Annotated in this window: 29 protein-coding genes; all 29 read left to right on the top strand. The window is 68.8% G+C overall.

The genetic code is table 11. The annotated features are described in order from the left end of the window. Positions 1-55 precede the first annotated feature (55 nt). The 29 genes from GV790_RS11385 (at position 56) to GV790_RS11250 (ending at position 14831) form a co-directional block, all read left to right on the top strand. Entirely contained in the window at positions 56-367 is a 312-nt protein-coding gene (locus GV790_RS11385) for a hypothetical protein (RefSeq protein ID WP_163813332.1), read from the top strand. Next, a complete protein-coding gene (locus tag GV790_RS11380) occupies positions 364-600 on the top strand; it encodes a hypothetical protein (protein WP_163813331.1) in 237 nt (78 codons plus the stop codon). The genes GV790_RS11385 and GV790_RS11380 overlap by 4 nt, the downstream gene beginning before the upstream one ends. Continuing rightward, positions 600-776, top strand: coding sequence for a hypothetical protein (locus GV790_RS30540; protein ID WP_175585862.1), 177 nt, complete (start codon positions 600-602; stop codon positions 774-776). Before GV790_RS11380 ends, GV790_RS30540 begins: the two co-directional genes overlap by 1 nt. After that, complete coding sequence (locus tag GV790_RS11375) at positions 773-958, top strand: hypothetical protein (protein WP_163813330.1); 186 nt, start codon at positions 773-775, stop codon at positions 956-958. The genes GV790_RS30540 and GV790_RS11375 overlap by 4 nt, the downstream gene beginning before the upstream one ends. Then, complete coding sequence (locus tag GV790_RS11370; protein WP_163813329.1) at positions 955-1347, top strand: hypothetical protein; 393 nt, start codon at positions 955-957, stop codon at positions 1345-1347. The genes GV790_RS11375 and GV790_RS11370 overlap by 4 nt, the downstream gene beginning before the upstream one ends. Next, on the top strand, positions 1347-1904 hold the full coding sequence (locus tag GV790_RS11365) for a WhiB family transcriptional regulator (protein WP_163813328.1): 558 nt from the start codon (positions 1347-1349) through the stop codon (positions 1902-1904). The genes GV790_RS11370 and GV790_RS11365 overlap by 1 nt, the downstream gene beginning before the upstream one ends. Further along, positions 1901-2734, top strand: coding sequence for a PD-(D/E)XK nuclease-like domain-containing protein (locus GV790_RS11360; protein ID WP_163813327.1), 834 nt, complete (start codon positions 1901-1903; stop codon positions 2732-2734). The genes GV790_RS11365 and GV790_RS11360 overlap by 4 nt, the downstream gene beginning before the upstream one ends. Beyond that, a complete protein-coding gene (locus tag GV790_RS11355; protein WP_163813326.1) occupies positions 2731-3792 on the top strand; it encodes a hypothetical protein in 1062 nt (353 codons plus the stop codon). Before GV790_RS11360 ends, GV790_RS11355 begins: the two co-directional genes overlap by 4 nt. Beyond that, positions 3789-4139 carry a hypothetical protein gene (locus GV790_RS30535; protein ID WP_175585861.1) on the top strand — a complete coding sequence of 117 codons (351 nt, stop codon included), beginning with the start codon at positions 3789-3791 and terminating at the stop codon, positions 4137-4139. Before GV790_RS11355 ends, GV790_RS30535 begins: the two co-directional genes overlap by 4 nt. Continuing rightward, entirely contained in the window at positions 4140-5210 is a 1071-nt protein-coding gene (locus GV790_RS11345; protein ID WP_163813325.1) for a hypothetical protein, read from the top strand. Beyond that, complete coding sequence (locus tag GV790_RS11340) at positions 5200-5721, top strand: hypothetical protein (protein WP_163813324.1); 522 nt, start codon at positions 5200-5202, stop codon at positions 5719-5721. The genes GV790_RS11345 and GV790_RS11340 overlap by 11 nt, the downstream gene beginning before the upstream one ends. Before the next feature lie 29 nt (positions 5722-5750). Further along, positions 5751-6020 (top strand): hypothetical protein, encoded by a 270-nt coding sequence (locus tag GV790_RS11335; protein ID WP_163813323.1) that lies wholly within the window; start codon positions 5751-5753, stop codon positions 6018-6020. Further along, positions 6013-6267 carry a hypothetical protein gene (locus tag GV790_RS11330; RefSeq protein WP_163813322.1) on the top strand — a complete coding sequence of 85 codons (255 nt, stop codon included), beginning with the start codon at positions 6013-6015 and terminating at the stop codon, positions 6265-6267. Before GV790_RS11335 ends, GV790_RS11330 begins: the two co-directional genes overlap by 8 nt. Continuing rightward, positions 6257-7144, top strand: a complete 888-nt coding sequence (locus tag GV790_RS11325) for a hypothetical protein (RefSeq protein WP_163813321.1) — start codon at positions 6257-6259, stop codon at positions 7142-7144. Before GV790_RS11330 ends, GV790_RS11325 begins: the two co-directional genes overlap by 11 nt. After that, a complete protein-coding gene (locus tag GV790_RS11320; RefSeq protein ID WP_163813320.1) occupies positions 7137-7520 on the top strand; it encodes a hypothetical protein in 384 nt (127 codons plus the stop codon). Before GV790_RS11325 ends, GV790_RS11320 begins: the two co-directional genes overlap by 8 nt. A 250-nt stretch (positions 7521-7770) precedes the next feature. After that, on the top strand, positions 7771-8223 hold the full coding sequence (locus GV790_RS11315) for a DNA N-6-adenine-methyltransferase (RefSeq protein ID WP_309138993.1): 453 nt from the start codon (positions 7771-7773) through the stop codon (positions 8221-8223). Beyond that, the gene (locus tag GV790_RS11310; protein ID WP_163813318.1) at positions 8220-8432 is read left to right on the top strand and encodes a hypothetical protein; all 213 of its coding nucleotides are present in this window, start codon (positions 8220-8222) and stop codon (positions 8430-8432) included. Before GV790_RS11315 ends, GV790_RS11310 begins: the two co-directional genes overlap by 4 nt. Then, positions 8429-8869: a hypothetical protein gene (locus tag GV790_RS11305; protein WP_163813317.1), complete on the top strand. Its 441-nt coding sequence runs from the start codon at positions 8429-8431 to the stop codon at positions 8867-8869. The genes GV790_RS11310 and GV790_RS11305 overlap by 4 nt, the downstream gene beginning before the upstream one ends. 4 nt (positions 8870-8873) lie before the next feature. Continuing rightward, positions 8874-9128 (top strand): hypothetical protein, encoded by a 255-nt coding sequence (locus GV790_RS11300; RefSeq protein ID WP_163813316.1) that lies wholly within the window; start codon positions 8874-8876, stop codon positions 9126-9128. Next, entirely contained in the window at positions 9125-10120 is a 996-nt protein-coding gene (locus GV790_RS11295) for a hypothetical protein (protein ID WP_163813315.1), read from the top strand. The genes GV790_RS11300 and GV790_RS11295 overlap by 4 nt, the downstream gene beginning before the upstream one ends. Then, positions 10117-10698: a hypothetical protein gene (locus GV790_RS11290; RefSeq protein ID WP_163813314.1), complete on the top strand. Its 582-nt coding sequence runs from the start codon at positions 10117-10119 to the stop codon at positions 10696-10698. Before GV790_RS11295 ends, GV790_RS11290 begins: the two co-directional genes overlap by 4 nt. A gap of 247 nt (positions 10699-10945) precedes the next feature. Further along, the gene (locus GV790_RS11285; protein ID WP_163813313.1) at positions 10946-11170 is read left to right on the top strand and encodes a hypothetical protein; all 225 of its coding nucleotides are present in this window, start codon (positions 10946-10948) and stop codon (positions 11168-11170) included. Between the two features lie 145 nt (positions 11171-11315). After that, positions 11316-11465 carry a hypothetical protein gene (locus GV790_RS11280; protein WP_163813312.1) on the top strand — a complete coding sequence of 50 codons (150 nt, stop codon included), beginning with the start codon at positions 11316-11318 and terminating at the stop codon, positions 11463-11465. Continuing rightward, complete coding sequence (locus tag GV790_RS11275; protein WP_163813311.1) at positions 11465-11659, top strand: hypothetical protein; 195 nt, start codon at positions 11465-11467, stop codon at positions 11657-11659. Before GV790_RS11280 ends, GV790_RS11275 begins: the two co-directional genes overlap by 1 nt. A gap of 177 nt (positions 11660-11836) precedes the next feature. Beyond that, positions 11837-12067, top strand: a complete 231-nt coding sequence (locus tag GV790_RS11270; protein WP_163813310.1) for a hypothetical protein — start codon at positions 11837-11839, stop codon at positions 12065-12067. Between the two features lies 1 nt (position 12068). Further along, positions 12069-12395, top strand: coding sequence for a hypothetical protein (locus tag GV790_RS11265; RefSeq protein WP_163813309.1), 327 nt, complete (start codon positions 12069-12071; stop codon positions 12393-12395). After that, complete coding sequence (locus tag GV790_RS11260; protein ID WP_163813308.1) at positions 12396-12860, top strand: AAA family ATPase; 465 nt, start codon at positions 12396-12398, stop codon at positions 12858-12860. A gap of 101 nt (positions 12861-12961) precedes the next feature. After that, positions 12962-13348 (top strand): hypothetical protein, encoded by a 387-nt coding sequence (locus GV790_RS11255; RefSeq protein ID WP_163813307.1) that lies wholly within the window; start codon positions 12962-12964, stop codon positions 13346-13348. Then, positions 13299-14831, top strand: a complete 1533-nt coding sequence (locus tag GV790_RS11250) for a hypothetical protein (RefSeq protein WP_163813306.1) — start codon at positions 13299-13301, stop codon at positions 14829-14831. The genes GV790_RS11255 and GV790_RS11250 overlap by 50 nt, the downstream gene beginning before the upstream one ends.

Below are 14831 nucleotides of genomic sequence, written 5' to 3'. Positions count from 1 at the left end.
GGCGAGCTGCTACCTCGCCGGGCCACCCACTTACCCAACAACAAGGGAGCATACCGTGACCCACTCAATCGACCGAGCCACCGGCACCGCGAGGCGCCTCGACGTCCGCGCCATGGTCAACGCTCGGATCCCGTTCCTGCCCGAGGCCCGCGTCTACCAGCTCGACCCGCCGTTCGACACCGAGGCCGGTCCGGTCCGCCACATCATCATCGCGACCGCGGATTACGACGGCGTCACCACATACGCGCTGCCGTGCGACCCGCTCGGCGTCGTGTCTGACTGGGGCCAGACGCTCTACAGCTGCACCGATACCCGCGATCACGCCGAGGTGCTGCGCCGCATCGGATACGGCGAGGTGACCGAATGAACCTCGGCTACGTGTTCCTCGCCGCCGAGCTGTTCGTCGTGCTCAGCGTCGCCGCCGCGGTCGTCATTCGCAAGGTCTGGCCGCCGATCGTGTGCGCGGCCTGCGGCGGCGAGGCGTGCCGCTGCGAGCCCGACGACCGGCCCGAGCTCGACCAGGCCGTCGACGTCGAAATCGACGGCGGCCGTCCCATCAACGAGCTCGACTACGCGCTGCGGATGGGCGGTGAGCAGTGATGGGACCGTACTGCAAATTCTGCGGGCACCGGTGTTTCGTCCCCGACCCGTGGGGTGAATACCACATCGCCGGGTCGACAATCATCCTCGCCACCTGCGACAAGGGCAAGGCACTCGACCGCGAGCGCGCGGGCTACGACATCGACCGCGCCCGCGAGATGGCGGGTGCCCGATGAGCGAGTACTCGATCGGCGACGTCGAGCGCGCCGCCCACATCGACGAGATTCACCGTCTGCGCGCGCAGCTCGAAATCGCGAACGCAGTCCACGAACTCGCCGCCGCCAACTATCAGCGCCGTATCGACCACCTGCGCGCGGTGGCCGCCCGGCATTCCCGAATCAGGAAGGCGGGCAAGTGAGCCAACTCGAACACGTCATTCAGATCGCGATCGTCGGCGGCGCGCTCGCCGGCGTGCTGGTGATGGGCGCCGGGCAGTCCATCGCCGACTACCTCAACGGCGCGTTGCGCGTCGTGACCGTCGACGTGTGCGGTTGGTGCAGCGGCGGCGGGTGCGAGGAGTGCGACCCCGACCAGCGACACGACCCCGGCGAGCCGGGACCCTGCGCCTGGCACTGGACGATCGACGGCTCGCCGTGTGGGTGTGATCCCGACGACGACCTCGCCGAGGAATACGCCGACATCCTCGACGACGAGGTCGACGGCTCCGAGTACGACGAGCCCGATTGGGGCGACGAGTGGGACCGTGCCCGCGATCGCTGGCTCGATGACCGGGCGGGGGCGTCGTGATGCCGACTCAGACATGGCAGCACCGCGCCGCGTGCCGAGGCCAGGATCCCGAGATCTGGTTCCCGCTCAACATCGACGCCGTCGGCGACGCACGCGCGGTGTGCTTTGAGTGCCCGGTCCGGGCACAGTGCGCGGCGCTGGCGACCAGCGCGCGCACCACCGACGGCGTGTTCGCAGGTTTCTATCTACCCACCGAGCGCCGCCAGCTCGTCGAGTACGCGACCGGGAAACCGCACCGGCCGTTGCGCAAGTGCGATGACTGCGGCAAGGAATTCGACACCGTCAACAACCTGCAACAGTGCGCCGAGTGCCGACTGCTCGCCCGCGGCGACCGCGTATCTGCCCGGCCGGTGCAGGCGCACATCGACGCACTGCGCGAGGTATTCGACGTCGGATACGGGCAGATTGGGCAGGCGGCCGGGCTCACCAAGTCTGCCGTTGTGGCAGTGGCGTCGCCGCGCACGAAGACCGTGCGGCGCGAGGTCGCCGACGCAATCCTCGCAGTAGTCAGCCTCACACCCAAACAGACCAAGTTCACCGCGGCGGGCGTCGGATGAGCGCGCCAACCGAGCCCGGTCTGTACGCCGGTGTGCCCGAGGACGTCTACCACGGCGACCGCGATTCGCTGTCGTCAACCGGTGCGCGGCAGCTGCTCAAGCTGTCGCCGCACCGGTGGCGATACGAGCAGGAGCACCCGCCGGCACCGTCGCCGGACATGGAATTCGGCACGGCCGTGCACACGCTCGTCCTCGGCGTCGGTGCACCGCCGGTCAATACCGGATTCGACAAGTGGCAGAGCACCGACGCCAAGGCGCGCGTAGCCGAGATCCGCGGGGCGGGCGGCATACCGCTGCGCCCGAAGGATTTCGACGCCGTCCACCAGGCGGCCGAGAACCTGCGCAACCACGAGCGTGTTCGCCGCTGGCTGGCCTCGGGTGAGCCCGAGCTGTCGGTTTACCACCGCGACCCGATCACCGGCGTGATGTTGCGGGCCCGCGCCGACTGGGTCCATTGGATCGACAAACGAACGGCGCTGATTCTCGACGTGAAGAAGTCGCGAGCCGAGGGCCCCGACGAGTTCCGGGCGAGCGTCGAAAAGTACGGCTACGACTGTCAGCAGGACTGGTATCAAGCGGCGTTCGCCGCACATGGCGTCACGACGGCGTTCGAGTTCGCCGTCATCTGCGACGAGCCGCCATACGAGCCATACGTCGTCGACCTCTCCGACCGCTATTTCGAGCGCGCTGCCGAGCGCAATCGGCGCGCGATCGACATCTACGCCGCGTGCCGTGAGTCCGGCCACTGGCCGAGCCGCGGCGACGGCGACCACAGCACCCGAATCGAACCGTCCAGATGGGCTTACAAGCAGGAGGAATACGCATCATGACCAGCACTGAACTCGAGCTCGCGACCGGCAGCGGATACGCCCCCGTGCCAATGACGGCCGCGATCGTGTCCGACCTGCAACAGCAGGTGCAAGCCCTCGATGCCGCGTACACGATCGCAAAATCGGTGTGTCAAACCGCATTCGCGCCGAAGGACTTCCGCGGCAAGCCCGAAGACGGCGCGATCGCGATCCTCTATGGCTCGCGGCTCTACCTCGACGCGATCCAGTCCATGCAGAACGTGTTCATCATCCACGGACGACCGAGCACGTACGCGATCGTGATGAAGGCAGCGCTCTCGGTCAAAGGCCACACGGTCAAGACAATCGAGAGCTCGGCCGAGCGGTGCGTCGTGCGTGGCTGGCGTGCTGGCGCCGCCGAGGACGACTACGAAGAGTCGGTCTGGGATATGGACCGCGTACGCGCCGCGGGCTACGACAAGACGAACGAGATGTACCGCAAAGAGCCGCAGAACATGCTCTACGCCCGCGCTACCGCCGAGTGCTGCCGCCGAACCGCGCCCGAGGTGCTGCTCGGAATCTCCGAGGTCGCCGAGGCGCGCGACGCTGGGCCCGAGCCTGTGCGCGTGAAGTCCGAACGGATCACGGCTGACGAACTGCTCGCCGAGTCCGGGGGCGAGCCCACGGCCGACCAGCCCGAGGCGCCGCGGGTGCAGCAGTGGCAGGCCGCAGACGGCGGCCCGGCCGACGCCGACGCATCCGAGGGCGAGAAACCGGACACTGCGCCGGTCGACGAGCCATCCGTCGACGCCGCCAGCGAACCGGCGCCCGAGCCCGCGACGCGTGAGCAGCTGCAACGGCTGTCGTCGCTGCTCGAGCGAGAGGGATTGAACAGCGCGGTTCGCAAGCGCAAGTACCTCTCGGAGCAGTTCGGCCGTCAGATCAACTCGGCCCGCGAGCTCACCGCCGACGAGGCCGTCGCGCTGACCCGGTACCTCGAAAACCCCGAGGGCGAACGGCTCGACACCGTCGCCGAGGCGACAGTTGTCGGCGTCGCCGAGGCAGAGGCTCACGCCACGGGCGGCGAGACGACGCCGTGAGGTCGTACGCGGAATACGAGAAGGGCGCCCGCGGTGGGCGCCCGTTCTCCAACTCGGCCGAGTGGGAGATCTGGAACTTCAACGAGTGCGAGGGCGGCGGCAACGACGCTCGCCGCTGCGTCAATGACGACGGCGAGGATTGTCCACTGATCCTGATCGCGCTCACCGAGCGCACGCCGGCGGAATGGACGGGCACGCACGGCCGGTACTCGTGCTCGGAAAAGGTCACGCCCGCACAGCAGCGTGCCGCCGATCGTGAGGCGCGGCGCGGCGCCGAGGCTGCCGAACGGGCCGCGATCGAGGCGCAGCACTACGGGCCACTATTCGACGTGGGGGAGGTGCCATAGGTGACGTGGTTCAAGGTCGACGACGGTTTCTGGTCGCATCCGAAAACGGCTGTCCTGTCGGCCGACGCCATCGCTACTTGGGTTCGCGCTGGCTCGTATTCGTGCCAGCACCTCACCGACGGGTTCGTCTCGCCGCCAATGCTGCGCATGCTCGGCAGCGTCGAAGCGGCCGACGAGCTCGTTGACGCCGGGCTCTGGGAGCGGGTCGCCGGCGGGTACCAATTTCACGATTGGGGCGAGTATCAGGAGACGAGCGACGCGGTCAAGCGACGCCGTGAAATGGCGCGTGACCGACAGCGGCGTTCGCGCGCAGCACGTGAGAAGAAACGCAGTGAGTCACAGTCGAGTTCGCCGCGTGTCACACGGTCTGTCACGCGTGACACTTCCGTTAGTGACGAGACTGCCCAGCATTGGGAAGGCTCACGAGAGAGGGGCGTCTACGGCGACGAGCACGGGCATTCGGAATCGTCGCAGGTAGAAGACGGTTCGGGTGATGTTGTCACGCAGCATGTCACGCGTGACAACACGCGTGAGTTTTCTACCCCCGACCCGACCGTAGGGAGGGTCGGGACTACGTCCCTCCCCTCCCTACAGGGAGTTGCTAACGCAACTCCTAATACCCCCGTTTCAAACGCAACTCACGACCGCGCGCGCGAACGCGAAACGGGAGGGCGGAACACCGGCGGCGAACTCGTCCAGCTCCAATCGCAGCGGGGGCGGTACGACGTCGCCGCGCGACTCAACGCGACTGCGCACTCTGTCGAGGCGCACGCCATCGCCCGCGAATACGAACGCGAGGTCGGCGGCAACGTTCCCGGCAAGGTCCTGACCGACATTGCGCAGCGCGTCGACGAGTGCCTCGCCTCCGGCGTCCCGCCCGAGCAGATCGCCCACGGCCTCGCCGCATGGCATCAGTCGCCCATCAGCGCCACATCCCAGATCCCGAGCTTCATCCACAAGGCCGCCACGAAGTCGGCCCGGCGCGGGCGCAGCAAGCCCACAGACCGCGCCCTGGACGCCACGCAGATAGCCGAACAGCTGATTCGAGAGGGACTGACCCATGGGAGCTGAAATCGCCGCCAGCGACGCCGCTATGCGTGCCGCCGCGGCCGCCTGGTCCCGCGCACGCATCTACGACGACAAGCTCGGCGACCCGGACGCCGCCCGCCTCGCCGCCTGGGCCGAGAGCATCGACCGCTGGGAGCTCGGCACGCCGGACCTGCTCGAGGGCGTCATCCGCTACTACGAGAGCGAGACCGAGGGCCGCACGATCGGCATCGGCGACCTGCTGCACCACGCCCGCGAGTCCCGGCGCCAGCGCGCCGAACGCGACAAGGCCGCACAGGTGCACGCCGAAGCGGCGCAGCTGCCCGCCGGCGCCGGATACGCCGGGCTACCGATCAACGCGACCGGCCGCGCCGTCCCGGCCGCCTACGAAACCAACGACGCGATCCGCCGCGCATGCCCGAAGTGCAAGGCCGCGACCGGCGACCCGTGCACGTCGGCACTCGGCCGCGAGCAGCGGATCCCGTGCCTCGCCCGCATGACCGGCAAGCCAGTCGGCCTCGGCGCCAAACCATGACCTACCCAACAACGAACAGGAACCCGCACATGCCCGAGAACCCGCGAACCTACGTCACCGCCAAGGGTGACGCCGTCACCGTCGGCGAGCACTACCGCGACAACCGCGCGAGCAACATCCGCACGCTGCGCGTCGACCGCATCGAAATCGACCGATACGGCGCGACCGTGCACTGCATCGTCGTCCGCCAGGACCACGGCGACGGCCGGACCACCGAGCCAATGCGCGAAACGTCCATGACGCCAGAGCGCCTCACCGGCCGCTCGTTCGTGCGCGTCGAGGGGGCGACCAATGCCTGAGCTCAGTGTGCTCCGAGGCTGGGTTGTACTCGCACACAACCTGGAACGGCCCGGCGATGTCGAGGTCGTCTACACCGACGTCCTGCCCAAAGCGGAGGCGGAACGGCAGCGCGACAAGATCGCCGCGGCCTACTACGACCAAGCGCCGGACCCCGACGTAGCGTTCGCCGTCGCCGAGCTCGCCACAGTGCCGGAATCCGTCCGCGGCATCGAGGACTACCCGAAGGCGGCGACCGATGACGAGTGACCAGACCTCCGCCCCGCTGCCCGACGAGCAGCTCGAGGCTCGTCTCGCCGAGATGATGGCCCGCGCCTGGCGGACCCTTGCCGACCAGCTGGGGCTGCCAACCGTCGATGATCTGATTGCCGAGCGCGACAACCTGCGCGACACCGTCGCCGACCTCGTCCGGCTACGCAACGCCGCCGAGACTGACGCCGACGAAACGCGCGCGCTGCTCAATGAGGCCCGCGCCCGCATCACCGAGCTGGAGGCCGAGCGGGACCTGTGGCGTGAGCGCGCAGAGAAGGGTCAATTGCATCGCCACGGCCTGGTCACCGAGGCGTGCGCCCTCCGCGCCCGTGTCGCCGAGCTGGAGGCTGCGGATGCCCAAGCAGCCGAGGCGGTGTCGAAAACCGTGGCGCGGTTCAGTGCCGCTCTGAACGAGCGGGACCGGCTGCGCGCCCGCGTCGCCGAGCTGGAGGATCATGTCGCCGCGCTGGCCGACGCCGAGATGGAGCGCGCCCGCCTGTCGCTCTATGCCCGTAATGCGCGCCGCACCATCAGGTCCATGTGGGAGTCGCGGCGGCACTGGCAAACCCGTGCCACCGAGCTGGAGGCCGAGCTGCCGTACCGCGAGGTGTGGTCCGACGAGACGCCACCGGGCGGGCTGGTGTGCTCGGTGTGCGGTCAGCCGGTGGAGTCCGAGCCGTGCCGAGACCATGCCCCGGCGGGCTACGTCGTCGGCTGGCAGGACAAGGGACAGTTCCGTATCACCTACGACGACGGCGAGATCACGCACCCCAACTTCGCCCTTGCCCGCGTGTTCCTCGCCGAGGTGACCGCCGAGGACCCAGACACCGAATACCGCGTCTACGAGCTGCGGGAGGTGGCTGACCGTGATTGACGTTACCCCGTGCCAGCTCGGCCCGATCGCACCTCGCGGCCAGCTCGGCGGACGGCCGCGGGTGCGCGCCGCCTGTGCGTGCGGAATCACGATCAGCGGTTGGGACGCCTCGCAGATTCGCGACCTCTACGCGCGGCATCTCGCGATCCCGCGGCCACCGGCCGAGGTGCTCGCCAAGGACGCGCCGACGAAAGCCGATGTGTGCCGGTGGCCGGATTTCTTCATCTCTGGGCCCGGCCGCGCGGTCGCGTCGCGCACTTTCTGCCCGCACGACTACTACCTGACCGATTCTTGCCCCGGCTGCGACGCCGACCAGGAAGAGACGGCGACCTCGAGCGGGAGAACGCCCGAGCCCGAGCAGGGGGCCGGGCAATGACCGGCCCTCGTCTTCGCCGGTGGGCGTCCCGCGAGTACGTCTGGCGACTGCTCTACCCAGAAGGGCGCCGCCCGCGCCGCCCGATCCGCCGCGGCCGAGCCCTGTTGCACCTCACAATCGACGCCCTTGACGCCGTATTCCAGCGCGAGGAAGTCGCTCGGACTCAGCGCACCATCACCGAACTGTCTCGGCGAGAGGTGGCCAAATGACCTCCCTCGGCGCGCATGAGTCGGCGCGCAGCGGCTCGAATGTGTGGTTGACCCCGCCCGGCATCATTCACGCGCTCGGAACGTTCGACCTCGACCCGTGTGCGGCAAACGACCGGCCATGGGACACCGCGCGCGAGCACATCGCCCCACCCGACGACGGCCTCGCTGCACCGTGGAACGGCCGCGTGTGGCTCAACCCGCCATACGCCGATATCGCTCGCTGGCTCGACAAGCTTGCCGACCACGGGCAGGGCACCGCGCTCGTGTTCGCGCGCACCGAAACGCGCTGGTTCGTCGAGCATGTCTGGGCCCGCGCCTCGGCGGTGCTGTTCCTGTACGGGCGCCTGCATTTCCACCTACCCGATGGCAGCCGCGCCCACGGAAACGCGGGCGCGCCGTCGTGCCTCGTCGCGTACGGGGGCGACGACGCGATGCTGCTGCGCAGTTCGGACCTCGAGGGCGTCCACATCAACCGGTGGGAATTCGGGCTATGACCTCGCAGGCCGCCCCGATGCCGTGCACCGGCCCGGTGATCGTCGGCGTCGTCGAGGCGTACGCCCGCAACTGGCCGGACAAGCACCCGCCGATATTCCGATCGGCCGATGTGCTGCCGCTGCTACACGGCGACGACCGCGAATTCGCCGCCGCCTCAACCCTGCTCGACGCCGAACGCGTCCACTACCCGGAAGGTGCGCCCGAATGACGTCCGCAACGATCGCGCTGCCATGGTCTCGGCCGCCGCTGTCGCTCAACGACAACGGCGCGAGCCGCGGGGCGCGGTTCGCCAAGGCCGAGAAGATCCGCGACATACGCGACACCGTCGTCACCCTCGCCAAGGCCGCTCGCCTGCCGAAGAACGTCGACACGGCGACGATCACGCTGCACTACCGGCCACGCGACAACCGCGCCCGCGACTCAATCAACCTCGCGCCCACCGTCAAGGCCGTGGTTGACGGGCTCACCCCGCCGAAAGTCGTCATGGGCCGCAAGCGCGGGCCCGTCGTGCATTCCGGCTACGGATTCGTGCCCGACGACTCGACCCGGCACGTATCGACCCCCGAGCCCGTCATCCACCCCGCCGAGCGCGGTCGACCCGGCGCGCTGTGGCTCGAAATCACATGGACCGAGCAGGAGGCGTGACCCCATGGAGAAACGTCCGACGCCGTGGCTGGATTCGCTCGAGCGTGCCCACCGCATCCGCGAGGCCCGATTGCGTGAGCAGCCGGACGAGCCGTCGCCTGTGCCGGTCGAGCAGATCCCCGACGGCCGACCCATGATCTACGGCCGCGACTACTACATCGACGACCACGGCGACACCGTGCTCACGAGCGGGTACCTCCGGCGCGCCGGCGAGTCGCTTGTCGCCGTCCTGCTCGCGGCGATCGGGGTGCGCCGATGAGCAAGCCCGAGTGCGTTCGCTGCGCCCGACCGGTGGGCGATTCCGCGCCGCTGTGCCGCACCTGCGGCCAGAGCATCGCCGACGCCCTGCTGCGCGTGCCCGCGCTGCTCGACGAGCTCGCGATCACCCGCGCAGGCCTCGGCCGCAACGCCGCGGCGACCGCGACGAAATCACGCGGCGGCGAGGTGCCGCTGCCCGTGCAACCGGCCGGGTCCGCCGAGGTATGGACACCCGTCGGTGCCGCCATGGTCGGCGACTACGAACTCGCCGCCATCGGCAACACCGTGACCACATGGGCGCGGCTACTCGCCGAGGATCACGGCGTCGAGCCCTACATCGGCGGCCCGGCGCTCGTCGGCCTCACCGAGGCGCAGCGCAGCCCGCACACCGACGACCGCACCGGCGCGGCCCTGCCCGCTACCGCGCCCGGCGTCGTCGCTCAAGCCGCGGTGTGGCTCGCCGGGCACCACCGCGCCCTACGCGCACACGAGGCCGCCGGCGAGCTGCTCCACGACATCACCCGCGCGGTTGACGCGCTCGAGCGCCTGGTCGATCGACCGCCCGAGCGCCGCTACCTCGGCGCGTGCCCGGCGACGTTGCCGCGCGGCGAGACATGCGGGTACGAGCTGCGCGTCGACATCGACGACGAAACAGGCCGCCCGCAACCGTGGGTGAGGTGCGGGCGCGCCAGCTGCCGAACGCAATTCGAGGTCGCCACGATCGAGGCCGAGGCCCGCGCGCTCGCCGAGGCGCAGTGTTACACCGTCGCCGACCTCGTGCGGCTGACGGCCGCGATCGGCGCACCGGTGCCGAAACCGACGCTGTACCGGTGGGCGAAGGACCACAGGATCACCCCGCGCGGCTGGCAGCACACCGACGACCGCGGCGTGCGCATCACCGACCGGCAGATCGCGCCCGGCGACCCGCAGGTGTACCGACTCGGCGACGTGCTGGCGTACGCCGCCCGCAACCAGAGAGGATCGGCAGCATGACCTACCAACCGCACGGCGGCGATCGGTTTGCGCTTGAAAGCCACTACGAGGACGACGCGCCCGACCCGCGCCCGCTCTGGCGTGCGTGGGACCGCGAATGGCGGCAGATCGGGCAGTGGCACGAACAACCGTCGCCGAGCGAGCTCGCCGAGGACGGGGCCCTGACCGTCGACCAGCCGAACGGACGGCGCCGGACATGGCTCGTGATCGGCGGGAAGTTGGTCGACGAGCGCGAATTGGTGGCCGCCGGATTCAAAGCGCTCGGCGAGTACTTCCTCGCAGCGTCCGGGCCCGACGACGTCGACGCCGGATGGAACCGGCTCAAGCAGCGGCTCGACGAGCGGGCGCCGGTGTCCATCGAGGAGTTCATCGAGGCCCGCCTCGCCGAGGATGAGGCGGATCCGGCACGCGTACTGCGGCAGTGCGCGGTGATTCACTGGCTCATGGGCGAGGTTGCGCACTTCTACAACCACACGGGCGAGCCCGACTCAACCTGGGCGCTGATGCACAGGCGGGTCGCTGCAATCTGGTCGGATCACCCCGACTATCAACAGGAATGGGCCAACACGACGTCCTGACCTGCAACGTTGTCGATCAACTCGACAGCATGTTGTACAGTGAGACTCGAAACCGCTGCTGACGACGCGACCCCAAGATCCGACGTCACGGCGGTTTTCTCATGCCCACGTCCGGGCGCCACTCTCGCATCGCAAGGAGCACCGTCGTGCTGTCCACGCTTTCCGCTGCCCTCACCGCGGTCCCCTGGACCGAGGTCGCCATCGTCGCCGGCAAGATCGCCGTCGCCGTGATCGGCGTGTTCATCTGATGAGCCCGTTACCGACGATCGGCCGCACGGTCCATTTCCAGACCTACGGCACGCCGGGCGGCGAGCATCCATCCCAGACCGTCGCCGCGATCGTCACGGGCATACACCCCGCTGCCGCGGCGGACCTGTTCGTGATCTACCCGAACGGGACGTCGCACAAAGAGATGGTGCCCTGGGCGTCCGAACCGACCCCCGGCCACTGGAACTGGCCGCCGCGGGTCTGACCCCTGATCGTTCGCAGCGCGTCAAACCGCATCGAAGCACGGCAAGCACCTAGGGAGAGACCCCCGACTCTCCGCAACCCGGCGCATCCATACGCCGGGGGGCACGCTGCGCGCTGCGAACCCCACACCATGAGGAGCCCGCACGATGGATCACTGCGCCCACGTCATCGCCTACTGCATCGAGGTCGCGCGTGCCCACTGCGAGGCGTTCGCGAGCGTGATCGGAATCCCGAACGTGCTCGACGGCCTTGCCGAGGACATCGCGCTCGCGTGGGCGCACCACAAGGCGGCGTAATGGAACTAATCGGCTACCGCATCGCCCGCCGCGAGCGCGTCGAGGGCCCATGGATCGCCGACTACGACGGCGGCACCGTGCACGAGAACCTCGACGAGGCAACCGCGCTCGCCAAGCGCGCGCAATCCGAGACCGGCGTGCGGTACGAGCTCGAGCTCGTCTACGCCGAACCAACCAGCGAAGGAACCGAGTAATGGACACGCTCGCCGCCATCGTCGCCATGCTGCGCTGCCACCCGGTACGCACGCTCGAGGCGCCGTATCACGCACCGATCGGCTACTGGACATGGTGAGCCGGTACCTCGCGGGCGTGCTGCGCAACCTCGCCGACCGCATCGACCCGCCACCGCGGCGCCCGATGGGGTACGGACGATGAACCTGCCGGACCTGACCGCCGAGGGACACGAGATCGCCGCGCAGGAATGCGACGCAATCGCCGACCACCTCGACCGCATGGCCGAGATACACGACGGCTCGCTCGGCCCGTACCTCGAGCGGCAACACCGGAACGACGCTGCGAACGTCCGAGCCCGCGCAGCCAAGCATCGGCGCGCCGCGGCCGACAAGCTCGCGCGCGAAGTGACGCACATCGTCGTCGTCTGAGATGGTCGCACGTCGCACCACAACGCAGCGCGGCCTCGGCTGGCGTCACCAGCAGGAGCGGGCACGCCTACTCGCCCGTCACCGCGATGGCGACCGCTGCTGGTGGTGCGGCGAACCGATGTACCGCGACGCTGCCCGCAACCCGGACGGCGGCGCCCTCGCTGCCGATCACAGCCACGCCCGCGCCCACGGTGGCACCATCGCCGACCGCCTACTGCACGACCTGTGCAACAAGGCCCGCGGCGATGGTTCGCGCGACCACCAGCGGCCGGCACTCGTCCGCATGGCTGGCGGCCACAACGGCAACGCACTCGCCTGGGGTGACTGAATGCTGTACCTCGTGATCGGACCGCCGGCCGCCGGCAAGAGCACATGGTGCCGCTCGCAGGCCGGGCCCGACGACATCGTGATCGACTTCGATCGGCTGGCGCAGGCACTCAGCGTGCGCGACGACGCGGCCGGCCACGATCACCCGGACGCACTGAAGAAGGTCACCAAGGCAGCAAGGCGGGCCGCGATCGACACCGCGGTCGGTTTGGCCGGCATGGTCGACGTCTACGTGATCCACTCGACGCCCTCGCCGAGGCTCGTCGCCGACTACCGGCGCAAGGGCGCGAAGGTCGTGGTTGTCGACCCTGGCCGTGACGTCGTCATGGCGCGCGCCAAGGCCGAGCGGCCCTGGTGGATGCAGCAGGTAGTTAAGCGCTGGTACGAGGCCCCGACGCGCGTGCCAGGTTCGGCGACCGTCCAGCAATCGGACCAGCATACGACCAGCAACGCGCTGGCCTGGTGAAAATCCAGGCCCCCGGCCCCTGACTCGGCCGTGGCAGTCAGGCGATTTCTCTCTCCCCCGGCGGACGCTGGGGGCGGATGCCGAGAGGGGGCGCACTGCCCGTGAACGAGTCGGTGGCAGATCTACGGCCGGAAACCCTCGGCGAACGAGGCTCGGCCCTATGGGACGCCCTGATGGACGACAGGGGGCAGGACGTGCCTCGCGCCGTCCTCGCCGGCGAGGCCGCCCGGCTGGCGGACAGGCTCGACAAGCTAGATCAGCTACTCTCGGGCAACGTCGATTGCTGGACTCGGCTACGTCACCGCGAAGGCAATGACGACGCCGTTCTGATCGTCGACTCGGCCGCCGGCGAGGCAAGGCAGGCGACGAACACTCTTCGCCAGCTGGTTGCCCAGCTCGTCGGCTCGACCGCCGACCAGGGATCGTCGGGAGGTTCGATTGCTGACGAGCTGGCCCGCCGACGGGCTGGTAGGGATACAGGAACCTAGAGTTTCCTGGCGCCCGAGGACGGCGGTCGACTACCTCGCCGCCGAGGACGCAATCGACCTCGCTGATATCGCCGGGCGGCGCCTGCCGCCATGGCAGGCGACCGTCGTTCGCGACGGGATGGCACGGCGAGCAGACGGCAAGTGGGCTGCGTTCGAGGTCTGCGTGCTCTGTAGCAGACAGAACGGCAAGAACGGCTCACTCGAGACCGTGGTGCTTGGCTGGATGCTCAACGAGCCGGGCGTGCAAATCCTGTACACCGCACACGAGTTCGCGACCGCACTCAAGACCATGAACAAGCTCATGACCTTGTTCAACGGCTGCGAAATGCTGCAACGCGAGCTCATGCCGCGGCAGCCGCGGCAGGGCAACGGGCGCGAGTCGATCACGCTGCGCAACGGCTCGGCGATCTACTTCCGAACCAGGACGAAACAAGGTGGCCGCGGCGGCAGTTTCGACCGGCTGATCGTCGACGAGGCGATGATCTGCTCACCCGAGGCGCTCGCGGCGCTGACTCCACTACTCACCACCGCCGCGAACCCGCAGATTTGGTACCTCGGATCAGCCGCAGACGCCGACAGTCAGGAGCAGTGCGGCCAGTGGTCGTCGCTTCGGGCGCGTGCCCTCGGCAAGTCCGAGAAACGGCTGCTGTGGCTTGAATGGTCGGCGCCCGAACCGCCCGAGGATGCGTCGCCGGCCGAGCGTGCGGCGTGGCGACTGGATCGCGCGAACTGGGCAGCAGCCAACCCGAGCCTCGGATACCTGTTCGACGAGGAGTTCATCGAAGGCGAAATGGCGACATTCGCCGCGCAGCTCGAAAAGTGGGAAGTCGAGCGGCTCTCGGTTGGTCGATGGCCGCGCCCGTCCGAGGAACACGAGCCTGTCGTGCCGCCGACGACTTGGGAAAACATGGCCGAGCTGAATGTGCGCGTGGGCGGACCGATCGCGATCGCAGTCGACATGAGCGAAGACCTCTCGACGTGCGCGATTGGAGCCGCAACCTACACCGTCGACGACCGGATCCGAATCGAAATCGGCCACCAGGGCACAACTGACGGCCTGGTCGAACGGATCGTCGACCTAGTGGACCGCTGGGACCCGTGCGCGGTCGTCATCAACTCGTCATCGACTGCTGCATCGCTGGTGCCGAAGCTGCGAAAGGCCGGTATCGAGCCGGAAATCACCAGCGGCACGCAAGCCGCGGACGCTGCGGTCGGTTTCGTCGATGACGCCATCGCCGGACGCCTCTCACATGCTGACGATGCCCGACTCAACGACGCTGTGGCATCGGCCAAGAAACGACCACTCGGCGGCGGCCGGTTCGGCTGGGACTACACCGCCGGCGACGTGACCCGAGTGCAGGTTGTGACGCTCGCCAGATGGGGCCTATTGACGTTCGGCCTCGATATTCGACCGCCACAGATCGCCACGCAGGCCGACGACGGCGACCTCGTCGAGGACGAGCTCATGGTCGCAGGTTTCTAG

This window comes from Nocardia cyriacigeorgica (assembly GCF_010858045.1).
In the GTDB taxonomy this organism is placed as follows: domain Bacteria; phylum Actinomycetota; class Actinomycetes; order Mycobacteriales; family Mycobacteriaceae; genus Nocardia; species Nocardia cyriacigeorgica_E.
Note: the sequence above shows the minus strand (reverse complement) of the source record. Positions and strands in the feature narration are given on the sequence as shown.

Bases quoted from the DNA above. Each gene is read 5' to 3' on its own strand.
- GV790_RS11380 (WP_163813331.1), top strand. From the start codon at position 364: ATGAACCTCGGCTACGTGTTCCTCGCCGCCGAGCTGTTCGTCGTGCTC.
- GV790_RS11280 (WP_163813312.1), top strand. From the start codon at position 11,316: ATGGATCACTGCGCCCACGTCATCGCCTACTGCATCGAGGTCGCGCGT.
- GV790_RS11270 (WP_163813310.1), top strand. From the start codon at position 11,837: ATGAACCTGCCGGACCTGACCGCCGAGGGACACGAGATCGCCGCGCAG.
- GV790_RS11295 (WP_163813315.1), top strand. From the start codon at position 9,125: ATGAGCAAGCCCGAGTGCGTTCGCTGCGCCCGACCGGTGGGCGATTCC.
- GV790_RS11325 (WP_163813321.1), top strand. From the start codon at position 6,257: ATGACGAGTGACCAGACCTCCGCCCCGCTGCCCGACGAGCAGCTCGAG.
- GV790_RS11335 (WP_163813323.1), top strand. From the start codon at position 5,751: ATGCCCGAGAACCCGCGAACCTACGTCACCGCCAAGGGTGACGCCGTC.
- GV790_RS11260 (WP_163813308.1), top strand. From the start codon at position 12,396: ATGCTGTACCTCGTGATCGGACCGCCGGCCGCCGGCAAGAGCACATGG.
- GV790_RS11285 (WP_163813313.1), top strand. From the start codon at position 10,946: ATGAGCCCGTTACCGACGATCGGCCGCACGGTCCATTTCCAGACCTAC.
- GV790_RS11275 (WP_163813311.1), top strand. From the start codon at position 11,465: ATGGAACTAATCGGCTACCGCATCGCCCGCCGCGAGCGCGTCGAGGGC.
- GV790_RS30540 (WP_175585862.1), top strand. From the start codon at position 600: ATGGGACCGTACTGCAAATTCTGCGGGCACCGGTGTTTCGTCCCCGAC.
- GV790_RS11300 (WP_163813316.1), top strand. From the start codon at position 8,874: ATGGAGAAACGTCCGACGCCGTGGCTGGATTCGCTCGAGCGTGCCCAC.
- GV790_RS11340 (WP_163813324.1), top strand. From the start codon at position 5,200: ATGGGAGCTGAAATCGCCGCCAGCGACGCCGCTATGCGTGCCGCCGCG.
- GV790_RS11310 (WP_163813318.1), top strand. From the start codon at position 8,220: ATGACCTCGCAGGCCGCCCCGATGCCGTGCACCGGCCCGGTGATCGTC.
- GV790_RS11305 (WP_163813317.1), top strand. From the start codon at position 8,429: ATGACGTCCGCAACGATCGCGCTGCCATGGTCTCGGCCGCCGCTGTCG.
- GV790_RS11355 (WP_163813326.1), top strand. From the start codon at position 2,731: ATGACCAGCACTGAACTCGAGCTCGCGACCGGCAGCGGATACGCCCCC.
- GV790_RS11290 (WP_163813314.1), top strand. From the start codon at position 10,117: ATGACCTACCAACCGCACGGCGGCGATCGGTTTGCGCTTGAAAGCCAC.
- GV790_RS11330 (WP_163813322.1), top strand. From the start codon at position 6,013: ATGCCTGAGCTCAGTGTGCTCCGAGGCTGGGTTGTACTCGCACACAAC.
- GV790_RS11365 (WP_163813328.1), top strand. From the start codon at position 1,347: ATGCCGACTCAGACATGGCAGCACCGCGCCGCGTGCCGAGGCCAGGAT.
- GV790_RS11375 (WP_163813330.1), top strand. From the start codon at position 773: ATGAGCGAGTACTCGATCGGCGACGTCGAGCGCGCCGCCCACATCGAC.
- GV790_RS11265 (WP_163813309.1), top strand. From the start codon at position 12,069: ATGGTCGCACGTCGCACCACAACGCAGCGCGGCCTCGGCTGGCGTCAC.
- GV790_RS11360 (WP_163813327.1), top strand. From the start codon at position 1,901: ATGAGCGCGCCAACCGAGCCCGGTCTGTACGCCGGTGTGCCCGAGGAC.